Origin of the sequence: Psychrobacter halodurans, from assembly GCF_017498075.1 — a bacterium.
In the GTDB taxonomy this organism is placed as follows: Bacteria; Pseudomonadota; Gammaproteobacteria; order Pseudomonadales; family Moraxellaceae; genus Psychrobacter; species Psychrobacter celer.
Genome location: NZ_JAGBKN010000007.1, coordinates 104430 through 130242, shown reverse-complemented (window position 1 = coordinate 130242; position 25813 = coordinate 104430). Strand labels below are relative to the sequence as shown.

Annotated in this window: 19 protein-coding genes and 2 tRNA genes; 8 read left to right on the top strand and 13 right to left on the bottom strand. The window is 47.3% G+C overall.

Annotation, left to right across the window (positions count from 1 at the left end):
• Positions 1-159 precede the first annotated feature (159 nt).
• From J3491_RS05175 to J3491_RS05160, 4 genes are all read left to right on the top strand, one after another.
• Positions 160-1488 (top strand): hypothetical protein, encoded by a 1329-nt coding sequence (locus J3491_RS05175; RefSeq protein WP_075101436.1) that lies wholly within the window; start codon positions 160-162, stop codon positions 1486-1488.
• Between the two features lie 121 nt (positions 1489-1609).
• Positions 1610-2017, top strand: coding sequence for an OsmC family protein (locus J3491_RS05170; RefSeq protein WP_207969404.1), 408 nt, complete (start codon positions 1610-1612; stop codon positions 2015-2017).
• Positions 2018-2040: 23 nt separating this feature from the next.
• Positions 2041-2505 (top strand): flavodoxin family protein, encoded by a 465-nt coding sequence (locus J3491_RS05165; protein WP_075101561.1) that lies wholly within the window; start codon positions 2041-2043, stop codon positions 2503-2505.
• Between the two features lie 81 nt (positions 2506-2586).
• Positions 2587-3243, top strand: a complete 657-nt coding sequence (locus tag J3491_RS05160; RefSeq protein ID WP_341534379.1) for a DUF938 domain-containing protein — start codon at positions 2587-2589, stop codon at positions 3241-3243.
• 38 nt (positions 3244-3281) lie between these two features.
• Here the strand turns inward: J3491_RS05160 and ppc are convergent, their stop codons facing one another.
• On the bottom strand, positions 3282-6062 hold the full coding sequence (gene ppc, locus J3491_RS05155) for a phosphoenolpyruvate carboxylase (RefSeq protein WP_207969402.1): 2781 nt from the start codon (positions 6060-6062) through the stop codon (positions 3282-3284).
• Between the two features lie 697 nt (positions 6063-6759).
• On the opposite strand from ppc, the gene J3491_RS05150 reads away from it, so the two are divergent.
• On the top strand, positions 6760-8847 hold the full coding sequence (locus tag J3491_RS05150; protein ID WP_207969401.1) for a catalase: 2088 nt from the start codon (positions 6760-6762) through the stop codon (positions 8845-8847).
• A gap of 248 nt (positions 8848-9095) precedes the next feature.
• The gene (locus J3491_RS05145; protein WP_207969400.1) at positions 9096-9890 is read left to right on the top strand and encodes an MBL fold metallo-hydrolase; all 795 of its coding nucleotides are present in this window, start codon (positions 9096-9098) and stop codon (positions 9888-9890) included.
• 63 nt (positions 9891-9953) lie between these two features.
• On the opposite strand, the gene J3491_RS05140 is transcribed toward J3491_RS05145, so the two are convergent.
• The 7 genes from J3491_RS05140 to leuS all read right to left on the bottom strand — a co-directional run bounded on the left by J3491_RS05140 (position 9954) and on the right by leuS (position 19261).
• Positions 9954-10029: transfer RNA gene (locus J3491_RS05140), tRNA-Lys, on the bottom strand.
• Between the two features lie 302 nt (positions 10030-10331).
• Positions 10332-10407: transfer RNA gene (locus tag J3491_RS05135), tRNA-Lys, on the bottom strand.
• Between the two features lie 379 nt (positions 10408-10786).
• Complete coding sequence (locus J3491_RS05130; protein WP_243456149.1) at positions 10787-12736, bottom strand: MacB family efflux pump subunit; 1950 nt, start codon at positions 12734-12736, stop codon at positions 10787-10789.
• A 191-nt stretch (positions 12737-12927) separates the two neighbouring features.
• On the bottom strand, positions 12928-14286 hold the full coding sequence (locus J3491_RS05125; RefSeq protein ID WP_207969399.1) for an efflux RND transporter periplasmic adaptor subunit: 1359 nt from the start codon (positions 14284-14286) through the stop codon (positions 12928-12930).
• Between the two features lie 204 nt (positions 14287-14490).
• Positions 14491-15582 carry a DNA polymerase III subunit delta gene (locus tag J3491_RS05120; RefSeq protein ID WP_207969398.1) on the bottom strand — a complete coding sequence of 364 codons (1092 nt, stop codon included), beginning with the start codon at positions 15580-15582 and terminating at the stop codon, positions 14491-14493.
• Between the two features lie 90 nt (positions 15583-15672).
• Complete coding sequence (locus J3491_RS05115; protein WP_243456143.1) at positions 15673-16359, bottom strand: LPS-assembly lipoprotein LptE; 687 nt, start codon at positions 16357-16359, stop codon at positions 15673-15675.
• A gap of 169 nt (positions 16360-16528) precedes the next feature.
• Entirely contained in the window at positions 16529-19261 is a 2733-nt protein-coding gene (gene leuS / locus J3491_RS05110) for a leucine--tRNA ligase (RefSeq protein ID WP_243456141.1), read from the bottom strand.
• Positions 19262-19515: 254 nt separating this feature from the next.
• Here leuS and J3491_RS05105 point away from each other — a divergent pair, with 254 nt between their 5' ends.
• On the top strand, positions 19516-19896 hold the full coding sequence (locus J3491_RS05105) for an arsenate reductase (RefSeq protein WP_075101444.1): 381 nt from the start codon (positions 19516-19518) through the stop codon (positions 19894-19896).
• Positions 19897-20050: 154 nt separating this feature from the next.
• Positions 20051-20410: a hypothetical protein gene (locus tag J3491_RS05100; RefSeq protein WP_075101445.1), complete on the top strand. Its 360-nt coding sequence runs from the start codon at positions 20051-20053 to the stop codon at positions 20408-20410.
• Between the two features lie 65 nt (positions 20411-20475).
• Here the strand turns inward: J3491_RS05100 and J3491_RS05095 are convergent, their stop codons facing one another.
• The 5 genes from J3491_RS05095 to mgtE form a co-directional block, all read right to left on the bottom strand.
• The gene (locus J3491_RS05095; protein ID WP_075101446.1) at positions 20476-20706 is read right to left on the bottom strand and encodes a hypothetical protein; all 231 of its coding nucleotides are present in this window, start codon (positions 20704-20706) and stop codon (positions 20476-20478) included.
• An 18-nt stretch (positions 20707-20724) separates the two neighbouring features.
• A complete protein-coding gene (gene argB, locus J3491_RS05090) occupies positions 20725-21636 on the bottom strand; it encodes an acetylglutamate kinase (protein WP_075101447.1) in 912 nt (303 codons plus the stop codon).
• 63 nt (positions 21637-21699) lie between these two features.
• Positions 21700-23598 (bottom strand): phosphohexomutase domain-containing protein, encoded by a 1899-nt coding sequence (locus tag J3491_RS05085; RefSeq protein ID WP_207969396.1) that lies wholly within the window; start codon positions 23596-23598, stop codon positions 21700-21702.
• Between the two features lie 103 nt (positions 23599-23701).
• A complete protein-coding gene (dut, locus tag J3491_RS05080) occupies positions 23702-24166 on the bottom strand; it encodes a dUTP diphosphatase (protein WP_207969395.1) in 465 nt (154 codons plus the stop codon).
• Positions 24167-24294: 128 nt separating this feature from the next.
• A complete protein-coding gene (gene mgtE, locus J3491_RS05075; protein ID WP_207969394.1) occupies positions 24295-25698 on the bottom strand; it encodes a magnesium transporter in 1404 nt (467 codons plus the stop codon).
• Between the last annotated feature and the right edge of the window lie 115 nt (positions 25699-25813).

The window sequence follows — 25813 nt, the reverse complement described above, 5'->3', positions numbered from 1 at the left end:
TGGCTCCGGCCATGTGAGAGTAGGTCATCGTCAGCTCCCTATTCCTAAAAAGCCCCCTTCTACGTGAGTAGAAGGGGGCTTTTTTTTTGCGTGGGGATTTATTATTTTAATGGTATTATTACAGATCAAGGGTTATATACTTTTCTAGGGATAATTTTAATGTCTTCTATTTTATTGGATAACGCAACAATCTCAAGCGTGCAACGGGCACTGGGGAAAGCTCCAACTAAAGAACCAGCTTTACTTGATATCGAACATGTTGCTCTTGAACGCTTTAGTGAGGCTTTTTTATTAAGTGATAACATAGTTGTTCCAGATACCTATAAAGCATCTTTAACATCTGCTAGAAAAAAAATGTTATCTGATCCTGTGTTTTCTTTTAAAACTGTTCTTAAAGAAGAAGATAATGACTTATTGACTATTTCTAAGTCCCTTTCTGAAGCATGGACTACAGCATTTAAGAGTGGATCTGACAGAAGTTTATTTTCTCAATATTTCGAACAAGCTAATGCTTTTAGTAAATTCATCTGGGAGCATTCGAGTTCGGAATTTTATTTAGTTTTTCGGACTATGGGTATTGAAAAAGAGAACCCTTTAATTGAGGCTTTTTTAGCGAGTCCAGCTGATTATAAGCTAGGTGAAGGTTTTGAAATTCATGGTATTGACGGAAGACCTGTCAGCTGGAGAAAGTTATCACCACACGTTAAGAGAATGCTTTCAGTTATGGCGTGGTTAGGAACTCAGTATATATGGCACCAAGTATATGCTGCAAAACTAAACTTGACCTACATGTCCCATCCACTAAGAGATTTTTTTTCGTATGACTTCCTTGATCGTCTGAATTCTGGCTCAAACAACTCTACTGATTTTGCTAAATCTTTCAATGTCGGTATGAAGGGGTTTAAAAAGAGTATGCTTCAAACATATAGCGACTTAGATTTAGTTCCTAGCTCAGACGAACTTCAGCTTCCTAATTTCATACCTATGCTAGTGAAAGAATGTACTGATGGACAAGAATATCTCGAAGCACTTTCTTATTATCGGAGCAATTCAGAAGTGCAGGAAATACGAGAGAGAATTACTGAAATAGAAAGAGATATGGAACAAGGACGATATCAGAAGCATTCTAAAATGGTTAGTGAAATCATGTCTGTTGGAGATAATCTTTTAAAGTCTAAAGGTGTAGATCTTAGATTTATAAAGTTAGCTCCTCCAACGAAAATTCTTGGTATTTCAGTTTCTGGAGATGATGCTGTAAAGCTTCCAATTCCTTCTTACTTATATAAACAATATTTTGTTGGAAGGAGGTATCGTTCATTCGTGAGAAAGATTATGAATGAGTTGTCAATGCCTTCACAATATGGTGTTTTAAAAGATCGCCTAAATGGATATGCTTGGATTGAAGAAGATCAAATGCCTAAATTCTATTTAAAACAAGATCAAATGCCTTCTTTATTCCATAAGCCATTTACTAAATCTGCTTTATAAAAGTGGTAAGAAATACTATCAACTACCATAGCTTTATTATACAAATAAAGTATATTATTTAGATGAAGGAAGATATTTTTTAAATATATATTTAATATTGATAACTATATAAGGGAACCCTATGACAACTTCAAAAGTAACCTACCAAGGCGATTTACGTACCACTGCCATACATTTGCAATCAAACAACGAGATTATTACTGATGCGCCGACTGATAATCAAGGCAAGGGTAAAGCTTTTTCACCAACTGATTTGTTAGCGACGAGCTTGGCAAGCTGTATGCTAACGATCATTGGGATTAAAGCTCGTGATATGGAGATTGATATCACCGGTACTACCGCTGAGGTGACCAAAGTGATGACAGCTGATCCAAGACGCGTCAGTGAAATACATGTCGCGATCACTTTTAATCGGCAGCTAGATGAGAAAACGCAAAAGATATTTTATAACACAGCGCTGACTTGTCCAGTTGCGAAAAGCATCCATCCTGATATCATGCAAAAGGTGACTATTTATTCTAAGAACTGATATATTTTATAATGGTGATTAATATGGCTACTAAAACCTTACTTATCGTCGCGCATGCGCCATCACCGAATACTAAGAAGTTGGCGCAAGCGGCCTACGATGGCGCTAATCATCCCGATATAGATATCAACGTCATACTTAAATCTCCTCAAGATACGCAGCCTGAAGATATACTCGCAGCGGATGCATTATTATTAGGCACGACTGAGAACTTGGCGTATATGGCAGGATTGACCAAGGATTTCTTTGATCGTTGTTATTATCCAGTACTAGAAAAAAAACAGGGTATGCCGTTTGCGTTATATATTCGCGCAGGACACGATGGTACAGGGACTAAAAATGCGATGAAAACGATTACGACGGGGCTGCGCTGGGAGTGGATACAAGAAGCGCTGATTTTACAAGGTGATTGGCAAGAGGCGTTCACTGAGCAAGTCGAAGAGCTGGCAATGACATTGGCAGCAGGCATTGAAGCAGGTATCTATTAGGTCGTTGTAGTGGGTTATTATTGCTTATCTTCGTTATTGATATCTGTACTTGATGAAAACAGCATTATAAGGATGGCCATAGTGTTTAATAGTGATTCTGATAATACGCAATCGATTGCTCCAGCTGGAGCGCCATTTTCGCAAGCGTGTGAAAATAATAAAGCGCCTATCTTAAACGTACTACAAAAAGAGCTACAAGAGCATACTCATGTCTTAGAAGTCGGCTCAGGTACCGGTCAGCACAGCGTTTACTTTGCACCAAGCTTGCCACACCTACAATGGCAAACCAGCGATGTAACTGATAATCATCAGGTGATACAAGCTTGGCATAATGCCTATCCCGCATCAAACCTGTATGCACCGTTGGCTTTTAATTTGTTAACAGATTCTATTCCAAAAACTAATACTGGCGAACCTTATGACGCTGTATTTACCGCTAACACCTTACATATTATCGCTTGGCCTTTGGTTGAGAGGTTATTTGAGTTGGTCGGGGCAGCATTACCGTTAGACGGCAAGCTGATTGTTTACGGGCCATTTAATGAAAACGGACGCTATACCAGTGCAAGTAACCAGCAGTTTGATAGCAGTTTGCGCCAGCGTGATGCTGGTAGCGGTATCCGGCATAAAGAAGATATCATTGCTTTAGCCAACGCCCACCATTTAACATTAATGACTCAATATCAGATGCCAGCGAACAACCAAATTTTGGTTTTTCAAAAAATAACCGCTAACTAAGTCAGCGGTTATTTGCGTTTTAATATCAGTATCAAGTTCTAACCAGTATTACGTAGTCCTGCTGCAAGGGCATTGATACTGCGAATCAGGGGATCTTCTACCGACAGTTTGTCGGTACTTTTAGCATCCTTATTATCAGGTTGGCGCATGCGTTTGAGTAGCTCGATTTGGATATAGTTGATCGGGTCTAAGTAAGCATTGCGCCATTGTAAAGACGCTGCCAGCTCTTGCTGCGTGGACAATAACGAGGTTTGCTCAAGCAGGGAGTTTAGGCCATAGTGAGTAAGCGCGTGCTCTTGCTCGACGGCCTGCATGACCTGTGTGCGTAAGTGTTCGTCTTTGCACAGCAGGCTGTAGGCGTGGGCGATATTCATCTCCGATTTGGTAAAGGCCATTTCGATATTGCTGATAAAAGCACTAAAAAACGGCCAGTTTTTATTCATCTCTTTCATCAATCTTTCGTTTTGTTTGACACTCTCTAATGCCGTGCCCACGCCATACCACGCAGGAAGGGTAAAGCGGGCCAGTGACCAGCCAAACACCCAAGGTATCGCCCGGATGGTCGATTTGCTTGGCAAGCCTTTTTTGCGGTGGGCAGGGCGCGAGCCGATATTTAGCAAAGAGATCTCTTGTACAGGCGTGGCCTCGGAGTAAAACTGATAAAAGCCTTCTGTATTATCCGTCAATGCTCGATATTGCTGCTCACCAGCGTCGGCCAAATCCGCAAACAGTGCTTCATAGCTATCGAGCTGGGCCAGCTGCGCCACAAAGCGTGACGAGCTGGCTTTTAGTGCGCCTGTGATACCCATGGTTAGCTCAAACACCGCCGTATCTGGATTGGCGTATTTGGCATAGAGCACTTCGCCTTGCTCGGTAAACTTGATTTGTCCGTTTAGTGTACCAGCGGGCTGAGCGGCGATGGCCTGATGGGTTGAGCCGCCGCCGCGACTGACAGAGCCGCCGCGACCATGAAACAGACGGGTGCTAATGCCGTATTGGTTGGCAATACGTGTGATGGTCTGCTGGGCGCTATACAGCTGCCAAGCCGAGGTAATAATGCCGCCGTCTTTAGAAGAGTCGGAGTAGCCCAGCATAATCTCTTGAATATTGCCTGAGTGCTCAAGTAGCTCGCGATACAGCGGGTTATCCAGCACCGTTGGCATGATTTTATCGATGTTTTTAAGGTCTTCGATGGTTTCAAACAATGGTGCTACCGGCAAGGCGGCAAATAAGTGTCCGTCGTCATCGATACCAGACAAACCCGCAAAGCGCATCAGCAGCAGTACTTCTAGCAGCTGACTGGCGTTATTGGTCATTGAGATCACGTAGCTGCCAAAAGTATCGTCGCCGACCAATTTGCGCAGTTTGGCCACCGACTGCATCAATGCCAGCTGCTCACGGGTTTGCTCGCTTAAATTATCGGTATAAATCAGCGGCGTGCCTGGTTTTTGTAGTAGGCGGGTCAGCCATTCTTGGCGCTCTGTCTCATTTAGGGCCTTGTAATCGGGCAAGTTGGAAGCATTGGCAAAAATATCGGCAATGACCTCGCCATGATAGCCTGAGTCTTGGCGAATATCGAGCGCGGCCAGATGAAAGCCACAGGTTTTGACCAAGCGGATGGTATCTAGCAGTAGCCCTTCGGCATGGGCGCTATCATGCGTGTTGACGCTCTTGCGGATAAGGCGTAAGTCATCTAACAGTGCGGCCGGCGATAAGTACGCGTCTTTTGCTGCATTGTCGTCTGTGCCTTGGCTTTGGATATACTGGTTGGTGGCTTTTATTTTGGCAAGGATGAGTGATAACAATCTACGGTATGGTTCATGATTGTAGTCATCAGGGTTATAACAAAACACCTGCTGATCCAGCTCGCTGTAGTCTTGGATGCGCTCATAAATCTCGGGCGCGATGGTGACGATGCTATCGCTATGAATCAGCTCGCGGCGCAGCTTTCGGATCAATACTTGGTAATGGCGCAGCACGGTATTGGCATGCATCAACACGGCCATTTCTGTGGTCTCATGAGTGACGAAGGGGTTGCCGTCTCTATCGCCGCCGATCCAAGAGCCAAAATTGACAAAAGCGGGCAGCGCATAGTCACTAAGCTCTGGATAAATCTCTACGATTGCGTCTTTGATATTGCGATAGACTTTCGGTATGGCGGTAAAAAGACTGGCATCAAAATAATGCAGGCCATTATTAATCTCATCATAGACCAAGGGTTTACGAGTCCGCACCTCATCTGATGACCACAGTAGGTCAATGGTTTCTGCGGTTTTTTGTTTGGCCTGCTCAAAGGCGAGACTGCCCTCAGGATAGACACCCATGGCATCGGTGTGCTCATATAGCGTTTGCAAGATATTCATCGTCGTACGGCGACGCGCCTCGGTAGGGTGCGCGGTAAAGACAGGGATAAATTTTAGCTGATCGATGAGCTCTTTGATTTGTTCAGGTTCGATCTGCCGCTCGCGGCATTCTGATAAAGTGCGACGAAAAGAGCCTTCCCAGCTTTGGTTGGACTCCGCGCGCATCACTCGCCGCTGCTCACGTAAGTAGTTTTCTTCGGTCAAATTTGCCAAAAAAAAGTAAATAGAAAACGCGCGAATGACGTTTTTTAGTGTTTGATTGTCTAGCGAGGCGATGAGCTCGATAAGTTGCTTTTTTTGTCCGTCGTTATGCTCGCGGCGCTCTTGGATAAAACCTTGGCGTAAGGTTTCAATGGTGTCTAAGGTTTGTTGCCCAGATTGGCGAGAGATGGCCTCGCCTAAAAACGATCCTAATAAACGAATGCGCGCACGCAATACGTCGTTATCTAATAACATAACTGTCTTCCTTGTCTATAACTAGGGAATATATCCAATAAAGCTTGGATATGGCTATTTTCCTTACTCAACGAACAATACGCCCTAGACGGATGAATAAAGACGGCCCGTAAATACAGTTACGAACCGCCTTATACAAAGTGATACATCAAGCCTTTTATAATGGCTATAAGCGATGGTTATAAAAATTTTGCTTGTTCAGAACTCGCCGCTAGTGTTTGCCACAGCTTTGATGCTGGCTGACTTTATTTTATGGCTGTCCTTATAATTTAACTGATAATAGGCCCGAACGCTATCGATATTCTTGAGGCAAAAAATCTAAAGAACGCTGCCATGAGCGTTAAGGACTTAGCAATATATTTGATGATAGTAATGTGCCAATAGTTTGGGTCATTGGTTTAACCAAAAATCAACAAGCTTCACGATATATGTGACATAAATCGCGAAGTTTTTAAGTAAGATGAGTGATGAGCACCATGGTTGGCAATGCTAGCAGTTGACATTGCGAACGGTTGGCACTGCCAGTCATAGTAGCGAAAGAGCAACAATAAAAAGTTAGATAATCAACTGCCGCGTAACCCATAAAACATGAAGCGACAGCCGAAGTCACTATATAGATACAAGGATATAAATACTGGGTTTACGCGCTTTGGATGGTTTCATCAGAGGCCATTTTATTCATCAGCTAGGATATATTATGAAAAAGCATCTTGATCATACTGACCCCGCAAACAACATGACTATTGAACGTGGACATGGTGGCGAGACGCACCAGCGTGCAGACGATGATGGTAAAGTCTTAACGACGCAGCAAGGCGTTGCGATTTCTGATAACCAAAACTCATTAAAAGCTGGCGCACGTGGGCCAACTTTGCTAGAAGATTTTGTCCTGCGTGAAAAGATTCATCATTTTGACCATGAGCGTATCCCTGAGCGTATCGTCCATGCACGTGGTAGCGCCGCACATGGTTATTTTGAGTTGACAGAATCGTTAGAAGAATACACGACTGCCAAAATTCTTACAGAAACAGGGAAGCAGACACCTTTATTTACTCGCTTTTCGACCGTGGCTGGCAATAAAGGCTCAAAAGATACGCCTCGCGATGTCCGCGGCTTTGCGGTAAAGATTTATACCGAAGAAGGTAACTGGGATATCGTTGGTAATAATATGCCGATTTTCTTTATTCAAGATGCCATGAAATTCCCAGATCTGGTGCATGCAGTCAAGCCGGAGCCTGATCGCGGCTTTCCGCAGGCAGCATCTGCTCATGATACCTTTTGGGACTTTGTGTCGTTAAGTCCTGAGACCATGCATAATGTCATTTGGCTGATGAGTGATCGAGCGCTCCCGCGTAGCTTTAGCATGATGGAGGGCTTTGGCATTCATAGTTATCGTTTGATTAACAAAGACGGAAAAAGTACCTTTGTACGTTTTCATTGGAAGCCAGTAGCAGGTGTACAGTCGCTTACTTGGGATGAAGCGGTAAAAATATCTGGTGCTGATCCTGATTATAACCGCCGTGACATGTATGAAGCGATTGAGAACGGTATGTATTTTGAGTGGGAGTTTGGTGTTCAGTTATTTACTGAAGAAGAAGCCAATGAGTTTCCATTTGACCATCTAGATGCGACCAAGCTGATTCCAGAAGAGACGGTGCCTGTGAAAATCATCGGTAAAATGGTCTTGAACCGTAACCCTGATAACTTTTTTGCAGAAACGGAGCAAGTAGCATTTTGTCCGTCACATCTGCCGCCTGGTATCGATTTTAGTAATGATCCTTTACTGCAAGGTCGTCTATTTAGTTATCTTGACACCCAGCTGTCGCGTTTGGGGTCGCCAAACTTTGCGCAAATCCCTATTAACGCGCCAAAATGTCCGTTTGCCAATAATCAGCAAGACGGCCACATGCAAATGCAAGTACCCAAGACGCGTACCCTCTATGAACCACAAAGTCTGGATTTAGATCGTCCACGTGAAAGCGTCAAAAAAGGCTTTGAGTCGTATGCAGAGCGCTTAGATGATAATGTAAAAGGCCGTATTCGCGCAGAGAGCTTTGCAGACCACTATAGCCAGCCGCGCATGTTCTACCGTAGTCAAACCCCAGCTGAGCAGGCACATATTGCGACGGCCTACGCATTTGAGCTGGGTAAAGTAGATACTCCTCATGTACGTACCCGTATGCTCAGCCACCTGCTGCATATTGATGAAGATTTGGCCAAGCGCGTGGCAACTGCCTTGGGTATGGAGTTGCCAGAGCCTGCTGATGCGGCAGCGCCTGTACAAGACATGGCGACATCAGAGGCTGTACAAACCATTGGCCGTACTCCTAAGAGCTTAAAAGGGCGATTGGTGGGTATCTTGGTCGCCGAAGGCTCTAAGCATAGCGAGATTAAAAAGTTCGAAGATGCGGTCAATGCTCAGGACGGGATGGTAAAAATCGTTGCGCCGAGTAAAGAAGTGAAACTAGATGATGGTACTCGCATACAAGCTGAAGAGCGTATAGCAGGGGCGCCTTCGGTATTTTTTGATGCGGTGGTCAGTATCATCATGCCAGAGCAAGCCAAGAAACTAGCAAAAGACAGCTCGACCTTAGATTGGTTTACTGATGCTTATGTACATTGCAAAGCCATTGCCTACTGCGGAGCGACTGAAGAATACATTTTAAGTAAGCTACCAGTAGAAAAAGACAGCTTTGTCACGCCTCTTGCTGACTTAGATGCCTTTACCGAAAACGCCAAGTCGCGTCTGTGGGAGCGTGAGCCAAAGGTTCGTGACCTTGCATAGTTGACTGGTACGGTATCAGTTTTTACCTTCAAACGCTTTATCTTAAACTCAGCCTAGGTGCTGAGTTTTTGCTTTTTTAGGGCTGGGTGCGGCAGTGTATGATTTAAAGCTGACATAAGGTGAACTATTTATAGTCACAAGCGTTCACTCAAAATCGTTTTTTTAGCCATAATGAACGTTATACTAAATAGCAAATGGATTTAATAAATGCTCATGGCATTGAATCATGGGTCAGGGAATAAATAATAATGAGCTTATGTGAGATTGTACGTTTAGAAGGCTATATCCAAAGTACCTATCTTGCGGTATATCCAGACAAGATCATGCTGTTAGATGGTGGCTGTCGTCCTGATGTGGCGTTGGTGCTTGATTATATAAAAACGACGCTACAACGCCCGCTAACGGATCTAAAGGTGGTGATGGTCACACATATGCACCCTGATCATGCTGGCGGTGCTCTGCAGTTTAAAAAACAGACAGGCTGCCTGATCGTATCAGCAGACAAAAAAACTCAGTGGTATGGCGGTATCGGCGGGCGAGCCATGCATGTCATCGATATGAATTTGGCGCATTATGTGGCGAGACGGCAAGGACGCTCGGCCAAAAATCTTTATTACCCGGCACATCTGAATCCTGATGTGATGGTAAAAGATGGCGACTGCGTGCCTGAGTTTGATGAGTGGCAAGTGCTTGAAACGCCAGGGCATACAGATCGTGACTTATCGCTATTTCATCTGCCAAGTCGGCAAGTATATACAGCAGACTTGATTATCAAGCTGCGTCACAAGTTCGTCGCGCCATTTCCTATTTATGATCCAAAACTCTATATCCAGTCGCTGCAAAAAATCAAAGCGTTAAAGCCCTCGGTGGTGATGATGGCGCATGGCCGCGAGCTGGCGATAGACGACGCCACTTTTGATATGCTCATCACGCAGGCACCCAAGCATCCGCGTACCATCAAAGACACTATCAAACATAAGCTGCTATGGCGCAAAGACGCTGACTTTACTGTCTTTTCGCGTCGCCGTAAATCCAAACGATAGCGCTAACAGGCACGCAAAAAAAAGCCCCGTCACTATTAAGTTAGTGATGGGGCTTTTCAAATATGGTGGGCCGACCGCGACTCGAACGCGGGACCAATTGATTAAAAGTCAACTGCTCTACCAACTGAGCTATCGGCCCTGAGAAGCGTATAAAAAAAGCACTGCTTTTTTAGCTTCGCAAGGGAAATTCTTTTAATAGAATTTCCAAAAGTCTTGCATTTAAACGCAACCTTACAAAGAACGTTGCAATTTTAGCTTCGCAAGAGAAAATTCTTTAAATAGAATTTTCTAACATTTATGCATATAATCAATGTATCTGACGCTATGCAAGAATAATTTTCTTAAAAGAAAACTATATAAATCTAAACATCTTAATGATGTTTTTTACTCATTTATCACTACCGGATAGGGCAGAACGATAAACAAGCATCAAACTAAATATGGTGGGCCGACCGCGACTCGAACGCGGGACCAATTGATTAAAAGTCAACTGCTCTACCAACTGAGCTATCGGCCCTGAGCGAGGATAAAATGAAGTACTACTTCATCCGAGCGCAAGAGAATTTACATTTTCGTAAATTCTAAGAAACTCGATATCAACACTAGGTTTGCATATTACTGCAAGAGAAAATTCTTTAAATAGAATTTTCTATTAAGCTTATTATCTGAGTATATCGTATTATCAATATTAGCAGAGACAGTAAGCTTGGTTTCTCGTTTAGAAAGTTTGTATCCCTAAACGTGAGAGCACATTATATATATTATTATGACAATTACAACCCCACATGATAAAAAAAGTGCAAATCTGGCAGGATTTTTTAGTTTTTTTGCCATTTTTATCATTTTTGCTCTTTTTAGCCGTGTGTGTTTGGTCAATGCGTCATTATGTGTCGCGATTAGTCTCGAGATAGTGCGTCAACGGGATCAAGTTTGGCGGCATTACGGGCTGGCAAAAAGCCAAATACAATCCCAATGAGCGTCGAGCAAACAAAAGCTGCGATAATAGAGGTCGGTGAGTAGATGACTTTAAAGCTATCGCCGCCGATGCGGTTGATCAGCTCACCGATGGCAAATGCCAAGCCAATACCCAGTAGTCCTCCTAAAATACAAACCAAAACAGCCTCTATCAAAAACTGCTGCATGATATCGCTTTGCCGCGCCCCAACCGCCATACGCACCCCAATCTCGTTGGTACGTTCGGTCACAGATACCAGCATGATATTCATCACCCCGATACCGCCGACGATCAGTGAGATAACCGCCACTGAGGAGATGAGCAGCGTCATCGTCCCTGTCGTGGCCTCGATGGTCTGGCGAATAGAGTCAGAGTTGATAATCTGAAAGTCCGCCTTGCCATGGCGGCCTTCTATCAGCTCGTAGATAGCAGACTCGGCGACACTAGATGAGACGCTGTCATCGAGTAATGCCACAAAACGATTGATATAAGCGCCGCCCGTAATACGGGACATGACGGTGGTATAGGGCATATATATGGTGGGTGTGGTGATATCAGGGCCAAATCCGCCATCGTTCTCTGCCAGTACACCGATCACCCGCCCTGGTACGCTGCCGATTAGTATGACCTCACCGATAGGGTTGTCGATATCGGCAAAAAAAGCCTGCTTGGCATTGTCGTCGATGATGATGTCCTGACTGCGCAGACTGATACTTTGTGCATCAAAGCCTTGACCTTGTACCAGTGTTTCACCTGTGACTTGTAGATAGTCTTCGCCGATCCCATTGACCGTTGCGTCTTCTTGTACACTGCGATAACGAACGCTAGAGGTGCTATTTACTTGCGGACTGACGCTAATGACGTAAGGTTGATTGCCCACAGCTTGCGCATCTTCAGGGGTCAGGTTGTCGTCATTATACCGGCGGCGCGGATCGCCTCTGGGGTAGCCGTCATTGACAGTAATAGTATTGGTGCCCAATGAGCTGATGTTGGCAAGTATCTGCTGCTGTGAGCCTTGACCGAGGCCGACGATAGAGACCACCGCCGCGATGCCGATGATGATGCCCAGCATGGTAAGCAGGGTACGCATTTTGTGCGCACGCATGGCGAGCAAGGACATCTTAAAAGCTTCAAGCAAGCGATCAAGAAAGCTTGCCAAGGCGCTTTTGCGGTGGCTACCTAGAATAGGAGCTGGCTGCTGGGTGGTTGGCTGATAATGCTCGGTTTTATAATCTGCAATGATATGGCCGTCTTTTAGCTCAATGACACGCTCGGCTTGCTCGGCCAGATGCGGATCGTGGGTGACCATGATGATGGTATGACCCTGAGCATTTAGGTCATGCAAAATCTCCATCACATCATCGCCGGACTTGCTATCGAGCGCGCCTGTCGGCTCATCGGCCAAAATTACATCACCACCGTTCATCAAGGCTCGAGCGACAGAGACTCGCTGCTGCTGACCGCCTGAGAGCTGATTAGGACGGTTGTCGACTTTATTGCCTAGTCCGAGATCGGTGAGCAGCGCCTCTGCCCGTGTCATGCGTGCACTCGTATCCATGCCTGCATAGACGGCAGGGACAGCGACATTATCACGGGCGCTGATATCGCCTAGCAGATGATAGCGCTGAAAGATAAAGCCGAAGTGCTCACGGCGCAGCTCGGCCAGCTCGTCAGCATCAAGCTTGTTGGCTGATTGTCCATAAATCTTATAGTCTCCCGCTGTCGCTTGGTCCAAGCAGCCCAAGATGTTCATCAACGTCGACTTGCCAGAGCCAGACTGACCGATAATCGCGACCATCTCGCCTTGATAAATCGTCAAGTCAATATCGTGCAACACGCGAATGGTCTGCTCACCTGCCGCAAACTCCCGAATAATCCCCGATAGCTGCATGATGGGCTTGGTAGGAGGAGTGGCTACTTGGCTTTTTTTATCAGCTATCAGCGAGCGCTCGCTCGGCTGTGGAGAAGGTTGAGGTGTCATCATAGCAGTGTCTCAATAAGGTCATGAGCTTTGTCATAAAAGCGCTTGTGTGCGTCAGTGCTTGTATGGCCGAGTGAGTTTAAGACAGGTTCAGTTAACATCTACATTCTTGGAGGGCCACCTGCGCGGCGACCACTGCGCAAGCCTTCTGCATTTTCTGTACTGATGATGACTTCTTCGCCTGCTGTTAGGCCACTGAGTATTTGCGCGTTGACGCGGTTGTCGATACCGACTGTGACGGCGCGCTTCTCTACGCTGCCGTCGTCTTTTAACACACGGACAAACTTACTGGTATGCTCAGATGTATTATTACTTACTTGGCGGCTGGTTGCATCTGTGGTTTTGCCATCAGCAGGCCCGTCATGGATGACAGCAGAGGGCACCAGTAGTGTGTTTTTTGCTTGATCGATGACAATGTAAATCTGCGCGGTCATATCGATGCGAAATAAACGCTCAGGATTGGGAACTTCAACGTAGCCGACGTAGTAGATGGCGGCATCGGTGGAGCTGGTTTCGCTGATTTTTTCTGGTGCAGGCTCTATTGCGGTCAAGGTAGCATCGTACTTTTGGTCTGGATTGCCAATGATGTTGAAATAAGCGGGCATGCCAGCTTTAACATTGATGACATCAGCTTCAGATATTTGCGCGTTGATACGTACGGTCGAGAGGTCGGCGAGAGTGACTAGCGTCGGGGCGGTTTGATTGGCATTGACCGTGGTGCCTTGCTCGGTGGTGATCGAGACGACAGTACCAGAGATGGGTGCGCGGATAGTGGTATAGCTCAAATCCTCGCGAGCAGTATTGACGTTGGTCTCTGAGATGCGTAGCGCCGCTTGCTGGCTATTGATATTGGCTTCTGTGGTGGCGATAGCGGCTTTGGCTGTATCAATAGCGGCGCGCGCATTGGCCACCGCGGCCTTTGCTGTCTCGACGTTGGTCGCTTGCGTGTCATACTCCTGCTGCGATATCGCATCGATAGCGACTAAGTCTTGTAGGCGAGCAAAATCAGACTGAGCTTGTTTGAGCTCAGATTGGCGGCTGGCAAGATCAGCGTAGGCGCTCTTGAGGCTGGCTTGTCGGCTTAGCGCTTCTGCACGGGCGCTTTGTAGTGCGGCGCGGCTTTGCTCTAGACTGGCTTGCTGATTGCTTAAGTTGTTGTTTTGTGTCACTTGATCGATTTGGGCAATCAAATCGCCTTGCTGCACTTCGTCTCCCACCTCTACATAGAGCCGTTTGACCTCACCTGATACCTGCGCGCCGACATCGACGGTATTGAGGGCTTTGACCTTGCCTGAAGCCATGACGTTATTTTCGATATCACCGACCTCTACCTTCGCCGTTAGGTAGTTAGGCGCTGTTTCTTTTGGCATAAAAAAACGATATGCCAGCGCGCCGAATACGACGACGACCAAAGTGACCACTGCCCATTTGATCGCGGGTTTTTTGCTTATTTTGCCCATGACAACTATCCAATCACAATAAAATCAAGTGTAGCTATAGTAGAGGCTTGCTGCGCAAAAAGGAATGGCAATTAGTTTAAGAAAGGTTAAGGAGGATCGAGAGAACCAAAATCTGCCACTCGGTTGTGGCGGATTTGGTCGTCGTTTATACAAGTAAGTCGTTTATAGAAGTAATTTAGGGATGGCGGTCAAACGAGAGGTGTATCAAGTGATAAACAAGCGTTTGCCAGATAGCTCAAGCGCTGCTTGTAATAGTAGCTCCCATGCAGGCTGACGGATAAGTCCTTTGATGGCTTGGTCGCAGCGATAAAGCAGCGCTGGCCACTGCGCGGTCTTCGCCTTTGACTGGCGACGACACGCCTGCTGATATAAGCCTTGTTTGCTGCGCCAAATGCCGAGCGCCTGCGGATCTTGTCCATCTAGCAGCTGCATAATCTGGCGCATGTCTTTACTGATTGCCCACAGTACCAACGTCGTTGGCTCATCGGTGGCCTTGAGCTGCGTGATGATTTTGACTACCTGCGCGCTGTTGCCAGCCAGCATGGCATCGGATAAATCAAAGACACTAAACTGAGCATCACTGACCAGCGCGGCTTGTAGATCATCAATATCTAATGCGACGTTTTCGGTAGGAGCTTTGCCATCAGTTGAGCTGGTAGAGGTGCTGGCTGATTGTTGATGAGGAGTTGCCGCAGGTGCGAGCTGCGGCGCAAACAGATAAGAGAGCCGCCATAAGGTTTGATAGGCGCTTAGCAGATGGTGCTCGGTATGCGACATCAGCAGCTGCCATGCTTCTTGTGACAGCGTGAGGCCAAACTGCTGGGCCTGTATCTGTAATAACTGCTGACGTTGCTGCTCATTGTACAAGTTGCAATCAATCACATGACCGTACTGAGCAAACGGCGCAAACCATTTGCTGCTCTGGCTGCGCTTGTCTTGCTTAGGCGTAAGCCATAGCAGGCTGTGACTGTGCGTGCCTGCTTGTGCCTCGATAGCAAAACGTTCGAGCGCGGCAATGACGGCTTTATCAGGTTTGTGATTGCCTGTCACAATCAGCGCACTGGCATCGTCAAACAACGACTGACTGCCAAGCTCGGATAGCACATCTTGCCAGCTTTTGACTGACACCAGCTCGATACGTTTGATGGCATAGTTTTGCGCGCGCCAGTGCGGACGCATGGCATCGATAAGCCATTGACTGAGTAACGGCTCATCACCGTGTGCCAGCCACAAGCCAGCTACTGCCGCCGCGGGTTGTAGTAGTTTTGGATAGGCTTGGATAAAAGTATCTTGCATAGGCTGATGATACACAGGTTAAAAAAAGAAGAAAAGAGCGGCATTACATGATCATGAAGAATGGCGAAGCATTCCTACAGACTTATAAAATTACTGGGCGTTTGGCACCATCACGGTGGGTGCAGTGGCGCTGTTTATCATGGGTACTGCCTGCTTATTAGAAGGTGGCACTTTGGGTAAGGAGATGGCGACGTATTGATCCGTGATACGGCGTGCCAAGCGCTCATAGAGCCAATCACGAATCTGATCGCCTTGCTGATCGTCAGTGCTGACCGAGGCTTCGTTGTACTGATAGCTGCGATCGACTTGGATGGCGTTTTTGAGTATCACAGGTTTGCCATTTTCAAAGGTCTGATAACTGACATCGGCTGAGAGCACCAAACGGATTTCTGTCAAAACCCCAACCAGCTCATAACGCTTAAATCGCACATTGCTGATATCGATGACGGCGATGGGCTCTGCATGTGCTTGTCGATTGTTACGTGCCACATCATCTAAGGTCATATTGCTCATGACTTCCGCGCCTAGGGTTTTTAGGCGCTGAGTCAATGGCAGCTTGAGCGGAAACGACGTGCGATCATCTTCGATAATGACCGCTGTTTTGGCCACATCGAGCAGCATCGGCGTTTCATAACCGCGCAGCTGAAAGCCGCAGCCACTCAGTGCGGTGGTGGCACCGAGCACGGTCATCATCGGCAAAGCAGCCAGTAACGCTGTCGCAAGTTTTCGTCCGCTGGTCGATGATTGTGACGGTACTGCTCGGTGCTTATACGACATAATCGCTATCCTTTAATGATAAAAAGCTTGGGAGGTGCCCTCAAATCCTCGTCTTTGGCCTAGTGAAGCAGTAAAGGCCGCTATCGATGGAGGTGAGGACAGGCCCTAAGGTAATAAAGACGCATCGCCTAATAGCGCTAGCGGGTAGCGCCTAGCTAAAGACGATGTACTAGCCTGCGACCACGATATTGACCAGCTTATTGGGCACGACGATCTCTTTTTTGATGTCCCCTGTCAAAAACTTGGCCACACCCTCAAGTGCGCGTGCTTGCGCTTTTAGCTGCTCAGGGTCGCTGTTGGGGGCGACATCCATTTTGCCGCGCATCTTACCATTGACCTGCACCACCATGGTGATGGTGTCTTGTACCAGTGCGCGCTCGTCGACAGCAGGGTAGCTTAAGTTGACCGTATCGACACCCAGCTGCTCAAGCAAGTGCTCGCCGACGTGCGGTGCGTAGGCAGATAGCATGATTAATAAATCAATCAATGCTTCGTGCTGTACTTGCAGGTCTTGCTCACTGCTGGCTTTAAAACCAGTCAGCTCATTGGCAAGCTCCATAAGGCTTGAGACTGGCGTGTTTAGCGCCAAGCGCTCGCCTAGGTCACTGTCAATCTTGGCGATGGTTTCGTGAGTCTTACGGCGTAAGTTTTTCGCCGCTTTGCTAAGGTGCTCTGTGTTTAATGCTTCGTTATTGAGCGTGGCTTTATTTAATGCATCAGGGCTTAGACTTGCAGCCGCTAGGGCTTGCATATGGTCGGTTGCGATGCGCCATACTTTTTTGACGAAGTTATAAGGGCCTTTTAGCGCGTCATCTGACCACTCAAGCGTCTGGTCGGCAGGGGCGGTAAACAGCGTGTACAAACGTACGGTATCCGCGCCATATTTATCGATGGTGATTTGTGGATCGACGCCGTTGTTTTTTGATTTGGACATTTTTTCTATTTTGCCGATGGTGACAGGCCGTCCATCAGATTTTAAAATCGCTTTAACTGGCTGACCGCGCTCGTTGTAGTCGATATCGACATCTTCGGTGAAGTAGTAAGTGGTGCTGCCATCAGCGTTGCGGCGGTAAAAAGTGCCCGCAAGCACCATGCCTTGCGTCATCAAGTTGGCAAATGGCTCATTGCCTGATACCAAGTTTTCGTCGCGCATGAGCTTATGGAAGAAACGCGCATAAAGTAGATGCATGACCGCGTGCTCGACACCGCCGATGTATTGATCGACAGGCAGCCATTTATTGGCGGCAGATTTATTGACCATGTTTTGCGTGTCGTTTGGACTGGCAAAGCGTGCGTAGTACCAGCTCGACTCAACGAAGGTGTCAAAGGTATCCGTCTCGCGCTCAGCTGGGTTGCCGCACTTTGGACAAGTGGTATTGACAAACTCTGGCATGCTTTTGAGCGGGTTGCCGCGGCCATCAGGGACGACATCCGTTGGCAGTACGACAGGTAGGTCTTGCTCTTCGACAGGCACCGTGCCGCAGTGCTCACAGTTGATCATTGGGATAGGGCAGCCCCAATAGCGCTGACGCGAGACGCCCCAGTCACGCAGACGATACTGGATTTTTTTCTTCGCAAGCTGTTGGGGCTCAAGTTTGGCAAGCATTGCCTCAAACGCTTGATCAAAATCCAAGCCGTCAAATTCGCCTGAGTTCACCAAGATGTTGCGCTCAGTATAAGCAAGATTTGGCTCAGAGCCGTCCGCTTGAGCAGCAGCAAGGACGGATGCTTCAAAGTCTGCAGGCGACTGGATGACTTGCTTGATAGGTAGGCTGTATTTGGTCGCAAACTCATAATCGCGCTCATCGTGCGCTGGTACCGCCATCACTGCGCCTGAGCCGTAGCTCATCAAGACATAGTTGGCGACCCACACAGGGACTTCTTCACCAGTGAGAGGATGGGTCACGGTCAGGCCTGTATCCATACCGATTTTTTCGGCTTTGGCCAGATCCGCTTCGGCGACCGAGCCTTTTTTGCACAGTGCACAAAACTGAGCGATGGCGTCATCCTGCTCAGAGGCGTACTGCGCTAACGGATGCTCAGCGGCAACGGCGACATAAGTGACGCCCATCAAGGTATCAGGGCGAGTGGTAAACACTTCTAAGGTGTTGCGCTCGCCGCTCAGCTCATAAGGGAAGTGTACTTCCATACCCGCGCTACGGCCGATCCAGTTGCGCTGCATGGTCAGAACTTCAGATGGCCAATGACCCTCTAGCTGGTCTAAATCATCGAGCAGCTCATCGGCATAATCAGTGATGTTAAAGTAATACATCGGGATGTCGCGCTTTTCAACGGGCGCGCCACTACGCCAGCCTTTGCCATCGATGACTTGCTCGTTGGCAAGGACGGTGTTGTCGACCGGATCCCAGTTGACGGTAGAGAGTTTCTTGTAGACCAAGCCTTTTTTGTAGAGCTGCAAAAACAACCACTGCTCCCACTGATAATACTCAGGGCTACAAGTGGCAAACTCACGTGACCAGTCGATAGAGAGACCGAGCAATTTTAGCTGGGCGCGCATGTTGTCGATGTTGGCAAATGTCCAAGCAGCAGGCGGTGTTTGGTTGGCGATGGCGGCGTTTTCTGCTGGCAGGCCAAAGCCATCCCAGCCCATTGGCTGCATGACATCAAAGCCTTTGAGGCGATAATAACGGCTGAGTACATCAGAGATGGTATAGTTACGCACGTGTCCCATGTGCAGCTTGCCACTTGGGTACGGAAACATCGACAGCATATAGCGACTTGGCTTGTCGCTTGGCTCATTACTCACTTCATAGCGTTTGTCCGTTGCCCACTTGGCTTGTTGTGCCGCTTCGATCAGCTGCGGTTGGTATTGGGTAGGGTCTATGGAAGTATTGTTGGTCTGATTGGTATTAGCAGTTTCTGCTGTCACGGCGTTGCTCATAGTCGGCTCGAAATTGATGATTACAGATAAGATGATTACAGATAAATTGGGTAAAACAAAATAATGCCATAGCATAGCGTAATTTGGCGAAAATTGCGATGGTATGATGACGCGTTTGCGCGCTGTCACGACGACAGGTTGGCAAGTTGGGGGAAAGGCATCATAGTAGCGACAGGAGGTTTTTGTTTAACAAACCAAAAATTAACCGGCTTCGGTATAATACAGCGACTAATGATTATGGATTGGGAGTTTTTATGAGCATCACTGTTTATGGCATCAAATCTTGTAGCACCATGAAAAAAGCGTTTACTAAGCTTGATCAGTTGGGTGTCAGCTATGATTTTCATGATTATAAAAAACAAGGCATCGACAAACCAAGCGTTCAGCGTTGGGTAGATGCGCTAGGTATTGATAAAGTGCTCAATAAGCGTGGTACCACATGGCGCAAGCTGACCGATGAGCAAAAACAAGCCGCTGCTGACAGTGTAGATAAAGCGATAGATTTGCTGGTAGAAAATACCAGCATGATTAAGCGTCCGATTGTGGAAGGTCAGATTGACGATAAAAATCAAGGTCAGCCAATATTGTTGTGCGGCTTTAATGAATCTGAGTTTGAGGCGGTTATTTATAAATAATTTTTATAAAAAAGCTGTCACTTTGACAAATTATAAACTATGCTCTCATAGGTAGAATTAAGTTTACTAATTTATAAGGTCTATTGAATATTCAGATGTGCTACCAGCACGATATCTGAATGTTCAATAGACCCTAATGTTCGAGGATAGAATGATGAAAAAATTATTACTGATGGCTACGCTTGCAGCAGCACCTATAATGGCCACAAGCGTACAGGCGGCAGACTCATCAACTAAAGTAACCTTTGCAAAAGACAGCTATTGCGGTAACTTTACAGGCAATATCAAAGATGGCAAAGTGTTTCGTTTATGGCTTGCAGCAGACCAGAATTTAGTGATTCGTAATGTCGGCGATGATCGCATCAATATGGCTTACGTCTCAGGGCCAAGTGGTCGATTGGACGGTGACCGCTATGATAATGAAACGTCTTATATTACTGAGAGCAAAGGCAATCACTATATGAAGGTTTATGGTAATAGTTACCATAGTTCTGTTGAGTTCTGTGCTTATTAAATTCATCATTGTTTGAATGAATGTTGATGGGCCATAAAATTGATAGACAGTTAAAAAGCCCAAGCTTAGAGTCTAAGCTCGGGTTTTATAATACCTACGACAAACCAAATCACACTGAAGCACCAAATAATGAGCACGTAAAGACGAATTTGCTCTGCTGTCCAATCAAGCGCAAACCACTCAATCATAAAGAACGACTTCCAGCCTTCTATCCAGCGCGCACCGCCGTAGCCAATAATCCACCAGCAATATAGACTCTCTAAAACAAACAGTAGGCACCACAGCCACAGCGGCATGATCGACTCCTCAAGAAGTTAAAGCATGGCCGCATCAAGGTCACGGCTAATCAAAGTACCGACACCTTCGTTGGTAAAGATCTCAAGCAAGGTTGCATGCGGCACACGGCCATCGACGATGACGGCGCTTTTGACGCCGCCACGTACCGCATCGAGCGCGCATCCTATTTTAGGAATCATACCGCCTGAAATGGTGCCATCTGCGATCAGACTATCGACAGTTTTTGGTGTCAGGCCCGTCACCACTTTACCATCACGGCCCAAGACGCCTTTGATGTTGGTCAAGAGCATGAGTTTTTCTGCTTGCAAAAACTCCGCCACTTTACCGGCCACCAAGTCGGCATTGATATTATAAGTATGCCCTTCGCTATCGACGCCAAGTGGGGCGATGACAGGGATGAAGTCGGAGGCAATAAGCATATTTATCACGTCTTTGTTGACGCTCACCACATCACCGACAAACCCCAAATCCACAGGTACAGCGACTCCATCGGTACCTATTTTGTCCATCATCAGTTTTTTTGCTTGGATTAAGTTGGCATCTTTACCAGTTAGGCCGATAGCGCGGCCGCCGTGTTTGTTGATGAGACTGACGATAGATTTGTTGACGCTGCCGCCTAGTACCATCTCGACGACATCCATGGTGCTTTTGTCAGTGACACGCATGCCATCGATGCGATCAGACTGCCGCCCCAACTCTTTTAGCAGGTTGTCCACCTGCGGGCCGCCGCCATGAACGACGACAGGATGCATGCCAACGGTTTTGAGTAAGACGATATCACGGGCAAAGGAGCTCTCAAGCGCAGGGTCAGTCATGGCGTTACCGCCGTATTTGACCACGATGATCTTATCGACAAAGCGCTGAATATAAGGCAAGGCCGTGGTCAATACTTCAGCGGTGATTTTGGCATCGTCTAGATTAAGCGTCATTACAAACTCCTACGGTAAAGGTACAGGGTAAAAAATATAAGCCAAAAAAGTGGGGGTGATAAGTTATTCAGCAGCAATCGCGATGATTTGCTCTGCCAGTCTTTGATCAAAGGGTCGGCACAAAGCGGCAAATCTGTTTTGTACTTCTTTTAAATCGTCAAGACTATCACCTGCAAAGCGCGCGGTCAGGTGATGACTGGTATTGGACTGCCGCAATACGCCAAAACCATGCGCAAAATCCAAGCGCACACCGTCGATACAGCTCAGTCTCGTGCCGATAGGCAATAACTGCCGCGCCTGCGCTAAGGTGATAGCGGGCTGTTGCGCTATACAATTACAAGACGAGCGTTCATTAACAACTGCGTGGCTGCAGGCGGGATTGACCAAGCAATCTTCTTGAGAATCTGCTATATCTGACTGCTCGCGGGCCGCATCCATGAGCTGCTGTATATACTGACAAAAAACCTGTAGCTGCGTCACGATAGAGCGCTCGCGCGTGAGGGCATACGGTATTGGCAGATAATGATCGGCGGTACTGACCAGCGTAGGCAGGCTTTGGGTGATAGCTGCTAAGGAGGTTTGGGTAACATCGTCCGGCTGAGCGGCCAATCCATGCAATAGCCGTAAAGCCGCGTACATGGCATCATCATAAGCGATAAAATGCTTGTCATTAAAAATAAAATGCCCTGATAGCTCGCCTGCAAAGACAATGCGGCTATCGGTATGCTGCATCTGCTGGCGCATCAGACTGCTCCCCGTCCGGCTCACGATAGGCTCAGCGCCCAGCTCGGCCAGCAATGCAGGCAGATGGTGAGAGCACTTAATATCAAACAGTACTTGAGGCACCGCGGTTGAAGCTGGGTTAGGCGCGCTATCGCAGAGCGCGGATTTTGCCAGTAGATACAACAGATGATCCGGCATCACTGTCTTGCCATTTTCATCGACGACCATCAGCCTATCACCATCGCCATCGAACGCCAGTCCGATATCGGCTTTGTGCGTGGTGACCGCTTGCTGCAACTGTTTGAGCCGACTTGGCTCAGTAGGATCGGGGTTGCCTAAGGGAAAATGACCGTCTGCTGTATTGTTAAGCATGATAACGCTCTGACAAAAACGCTGAAATAAAGGCTGAGCGATGTGACTGGTCGCCCCATGCATACAGTCGATCACTACCGTCAGCTCAAGCTTGGGCGCAGCATGGCGCCAGTCGCTGCATGGCTGCTGGGCTGCGCTGTATTGTCCGTGATGGTGCGATGCTTTATCACAGGCCTGCTCACCACTTATAGGGTATAGACTTATAGGGTGTAGAGGGTATAGCTGGATAAAAACATGATAAATGGCATCGATATAGCCATGACTCACTTGCTCCGTTGGCAGATGACCCATCGAACCTATCGCTGCAGTCAGAGCAAGCGGCGTATCAGGAGGCGCTAGCTGCTGATAGAGCGCCTGAATTTCAGCACAGCTAGGGGACTGATGGTTTACCAGCCATTTTATGCCTAGTATATTTTTGGCCGAGTGACTGGCGGTCACCATGATGCCATGTCCCTGATATTGCGCTGCCCAATATGCCATCATCGGTGTGGTCACCAAACCGAGCTGAATGACATGTAGGCCATGCTGTGCCAAGATAGTCGCTAAGGTATGTGCGATGTCATCACTGCTGCAGCGCACATCGTAGCCGATGACGACGATGCTTTGTTTATTGGTGTTGTTTATGGTATTGGGAAGGATATGCTGCTGATTGATGCTGTGCTGATCCGTGTTTGACTGACTGATATTTGACCGCTCGACATTTGCCAAAGCATCTATATCAGCGCTGGTGTCTCGGTATTCGGCGGTTTGATACAGATGGGCAAAAGCGTGCCCCAACGCCTGAATAAAATCGGTGGTAAAATGCTGACGCGGCCCGCGAATATCATAAGCACGAAATAAGGATTGCTGCGCAGCAAAAGATGGCATCGCTTACTCTCCTTATGGCGTGATGGTTAAAATAGTAGAGGTTTTCTAGGGCTTGTCTTCAATTCAAGAGACAGTCATTAAATAGTCAAAAAAGCAAGTCGGTCTACTGGCGACCTGAATGACCAAAACCGCCTGCGCCGCGCGCACTGGTCTCACTAAACTCTGACACCACGGTAAACTCAGGACGAGCGACAGGGACGACAATATACTGCGCCATACGCTCTGCTGGGTTTAATACAAAATCCTCAGCGCTACGATTCCAGATACTGACCATCAGCTCGCCTTGGTAGTCGGCATCGATCAAACCTACCAAATTCCCCAAAACAATACCGTGCTTATGACCCAGCCCTGAGCGCGGCAGAATCATCCCAGCATAATTAGGGTCCTCGATATACACAGCCAGACCTGTACCGACAAGATGTGTTTCCCCGGCTTTGATGGTCAAAGGCGCATCGATACAAGCGCGCAAATCAATACCAGCACTACCATCGGTCGCACGTGTCGGCAAAGAAAAAGCCTTGTCTTCAACGATTTTTGGGTTTAACACTTTTACTTGTACAGCTTGCATAACGCACTCACTCAACGATTGGATAGGTTGTAAATTAAATTCAAAAAAATGCCTGATTTAGGCGAAGCCGATTGGCTTTGTAAAAACAAAAAAGTCAATGATTACTACATGACAGCTTTGGTGCTCACTCATAGTATCAGCACACTTGCTAGGCCCAAAAACGACATAAAACCGACAATATCAGTGACGGTGGTCAAAATCACCGACGCTGATAGAGCAGGATCGATATTCATGCGTTTTAGGAGTAAAGGAATGCTAATGCCTGAGACATTGGCCGCAGTCATATTGATGGCGATTGCCAAGCCAATGACCGCACTGATCTTGATATCATGAAACCACAATTGGGCGATAAACGCCATGATTATTGCCCATATCATACCGTTTATCGCGCCGACCCACAGCTCTTTGTTCAGTAGCCATAAACGGTTGGAGCCACCAATTTGACCCATCGCCATACCACGAATGACGACTGTTAAGGTTTGCGAGCCAGCGATACCGCCCATACTGGCAACCACGGGCATTAAAATCGCCAGCGCCACCACTTTTGCCAACACCGCCTCAAACTGACCGATGACCGCCGCCGCTAATAGCGCGGTACACAGATTGATACCAAGCCAGATACTACGGCTTTTGGCGCTGGTCAAGATAGGAGCAAACAGCTCCTCATCTTGGCTGACACCTGCGAGGTTTTTCATGGTGCTATCGACATCATCTTGGATAATCTCCATGATGTCCTCGCCATTTAATTGACCGACCAGCTCGCCATGGCTGTTGATGACGGGGGCAAAACGAATGTCTTCTGAGCGAAAAATCGCCGCCGCATCGGTGATGTCGAAGCGATCATTGATGGTGACGGCAGGGTCGATAAGCACTGAGACCAAAGTGGTTTGATCATGTTTGATCAAATCCACCAAGCTTAGCAGCCCAAGCAATTGCTGGCTTTGATCGACGACCAACAGCTCTTGGCTTTCGTCATCGAGTAGATCGTCATTGTCGCGCAGCCATTCTTGTACCTCAGCCAGCGTAATGTCGTCTCTGACCTGAATGAGATCAGGGTCCATATAGCTACCGACTTCCCAATCGGCATAGGTGTCGAGCTTATTGACCTGCACACGGATATCTTCGTCCAGCGTCGCCATCACCGAGGTGCGGACGCTGTCGGTCACCGTGTCCAAAATCTCTGAGATGTCTTGGGCATCTAGGTCTTGTGTAAACAGTGATATCTCTTTGGATGAGATGTTTTCCATCAACGGCTGGCGCGTATCGACTTCTAGCTCGGCCAGCACCTCACCTTTGATGTTATCGGGTACTTGCTCCCAAATCAGCAGGCGGTTTTGTGTTGGAAAAGACTCAAGTAAGCTGGCAATTTCATATTCTGATTGCTTGTCTAAAAACGTGGTAATGTCCTCAAATGCCCTGTCAGCCACCAGACCTTGTAGATACAGCAGCTTGTACTCAGCGCTATACTCTGCAGGATTGTAATCTCCTTGCAGGGTCGATGGTCGTTCTTGTTCAGGCGGTGGCGTAGGCATAAAGGTTCCAATGTTTTTTACAAATGCTAGGACAGGTACTAGGGCATGTCTTCAATTCACTCGGTAGTTGTCTCATCACTCAGCCATGTCGATGTTTTCTGTGCTGTGCCCTTAT

Excerpts from the sequence above, each read along its gene's own strand:
- J3491_RS05115 (WP_243456143.1), bottom strand. The coding sequence starts at position 16,359 with ATGTCGTATAAGCACCGAGCAGTACCGTCACAATCATCGACCAGCGGA.
- J3491_RS05165 (WP_075101561.1), top strand. The coding sequence starts at position 2,041 with ATGGCTACTAAAACCTTACTTATCGTCGCGCATGCGCCATCACCGAAT.
- leuS (WP_243456141.1), bottom strand. The coding sequence starts at position 19,261 with ATGAGCAACGCCGTGACAGCAGAAACTGCTAATACCAATCAGACCAAC.
- ppc (WP_207969402.1), bottom strand. The coding sequence starts at position 6,062 with ATGTTATTAGATAACGACGTATTGCGTGCGCGCATTCGTTTATTAGGA.
- J3491_RS05095 (WP_075101446.1), bottom strand. The coding sequence starts at position 20,706 with ATGCCGCTGTGGCTGTGGTGCCTACTGTTTGTTTTAGAGAGTCTATAT.
- argB (WP_075101447.1), bottom strand. The coding sequence starts at position 21,636 with ATGACGCTTAATCTAGACGATGCCAAAATCACCGCTGAAGTATTGACC.
- J3491_RS05170 (WP_207969404.1), top strand. The coding sequence starts at position 1,610 with ATGACAACTTCAAAAGTAACCTACCAAGGCGATTTACGTACCACTGCC.
- J3491_RS05175 (WP_075101436.1), top strand. The coding sequence starts at position 160 with ATGTCTTCTATTTTATTGGATAACGCAACAATCTCAAGCGTGCAACGG.
- J3491_RS05105 (WP_075101444.1), top strand. The coding sequence starts at position 19,516 with ATGAGCATCACTGTTTATGGCATCAAATCTTGTAGCACCATGAAAAAA.
- J3491_RS05130 (WP_243456149.1), bottom strand. The coding sequence starts at position 12,736 with ATGCAGCTATCGGGGATTATTCGGGAGTTTGCGGCAGGTGAGCAGACC.
- J3491_RS05125 (WP_207969399.1), bottom strand. The coding sequence starts at position 14,286 with ATGGGCAAAATAAGCAAAAAACCCGCGATCAAATGGGCAGTGGTCACT.
- J3491_RS05120 (WP_207969398.1), bottom strand. The coding sequence starts at position 15,582 with ATGCAAGATACTTTTATCCAAGCCTATCCAAAACTACTACAACCCGCG.
- mgtE (WP_207969394.1), bottom strand. The coding sequence starts at position 25,698 with ATGCCTACGCCACCGCCTGAACAAGAACGACCATCGACCCTGCAAGGA.
- J3491_RS05150 (WP_207969401.1), top strand. The coding sequence starts at position 6,760 with ATGAAAAAGCATCTTGATCATACTGACCCCGCAAACAACATGACTATT.
- dut (WP_207969395.1), bottom strand. The coding sequence starts at position 24,166 with ATGCAAGCTGTACAAGTAAAAGTGTTAAACCCAAAAATCGTTGAAGAC.
- J3491_RS05085 (WP_207969396.1), bottom strand. The coding sequence starts at position 23,598 with ATGCCATCTTTTGCTGCGCAGCAATCCTTATTTCGTGCTTATGATATT.
- J3491_RS05145 (WP_207969400.1), top strand. The coding sequence starts at position 9,096 with ATGAGCTTATGTGAGATTGTACGTTTAGAAGGCTATATCCAAAGTACC.
- J3491_RS05100 (WP_075101445.1), top strand. The coding sequence starts at position 20,051 with ATGAAAAAATTATTACTGATGGCTACGCTTGCAGCAGCACCTATAATG.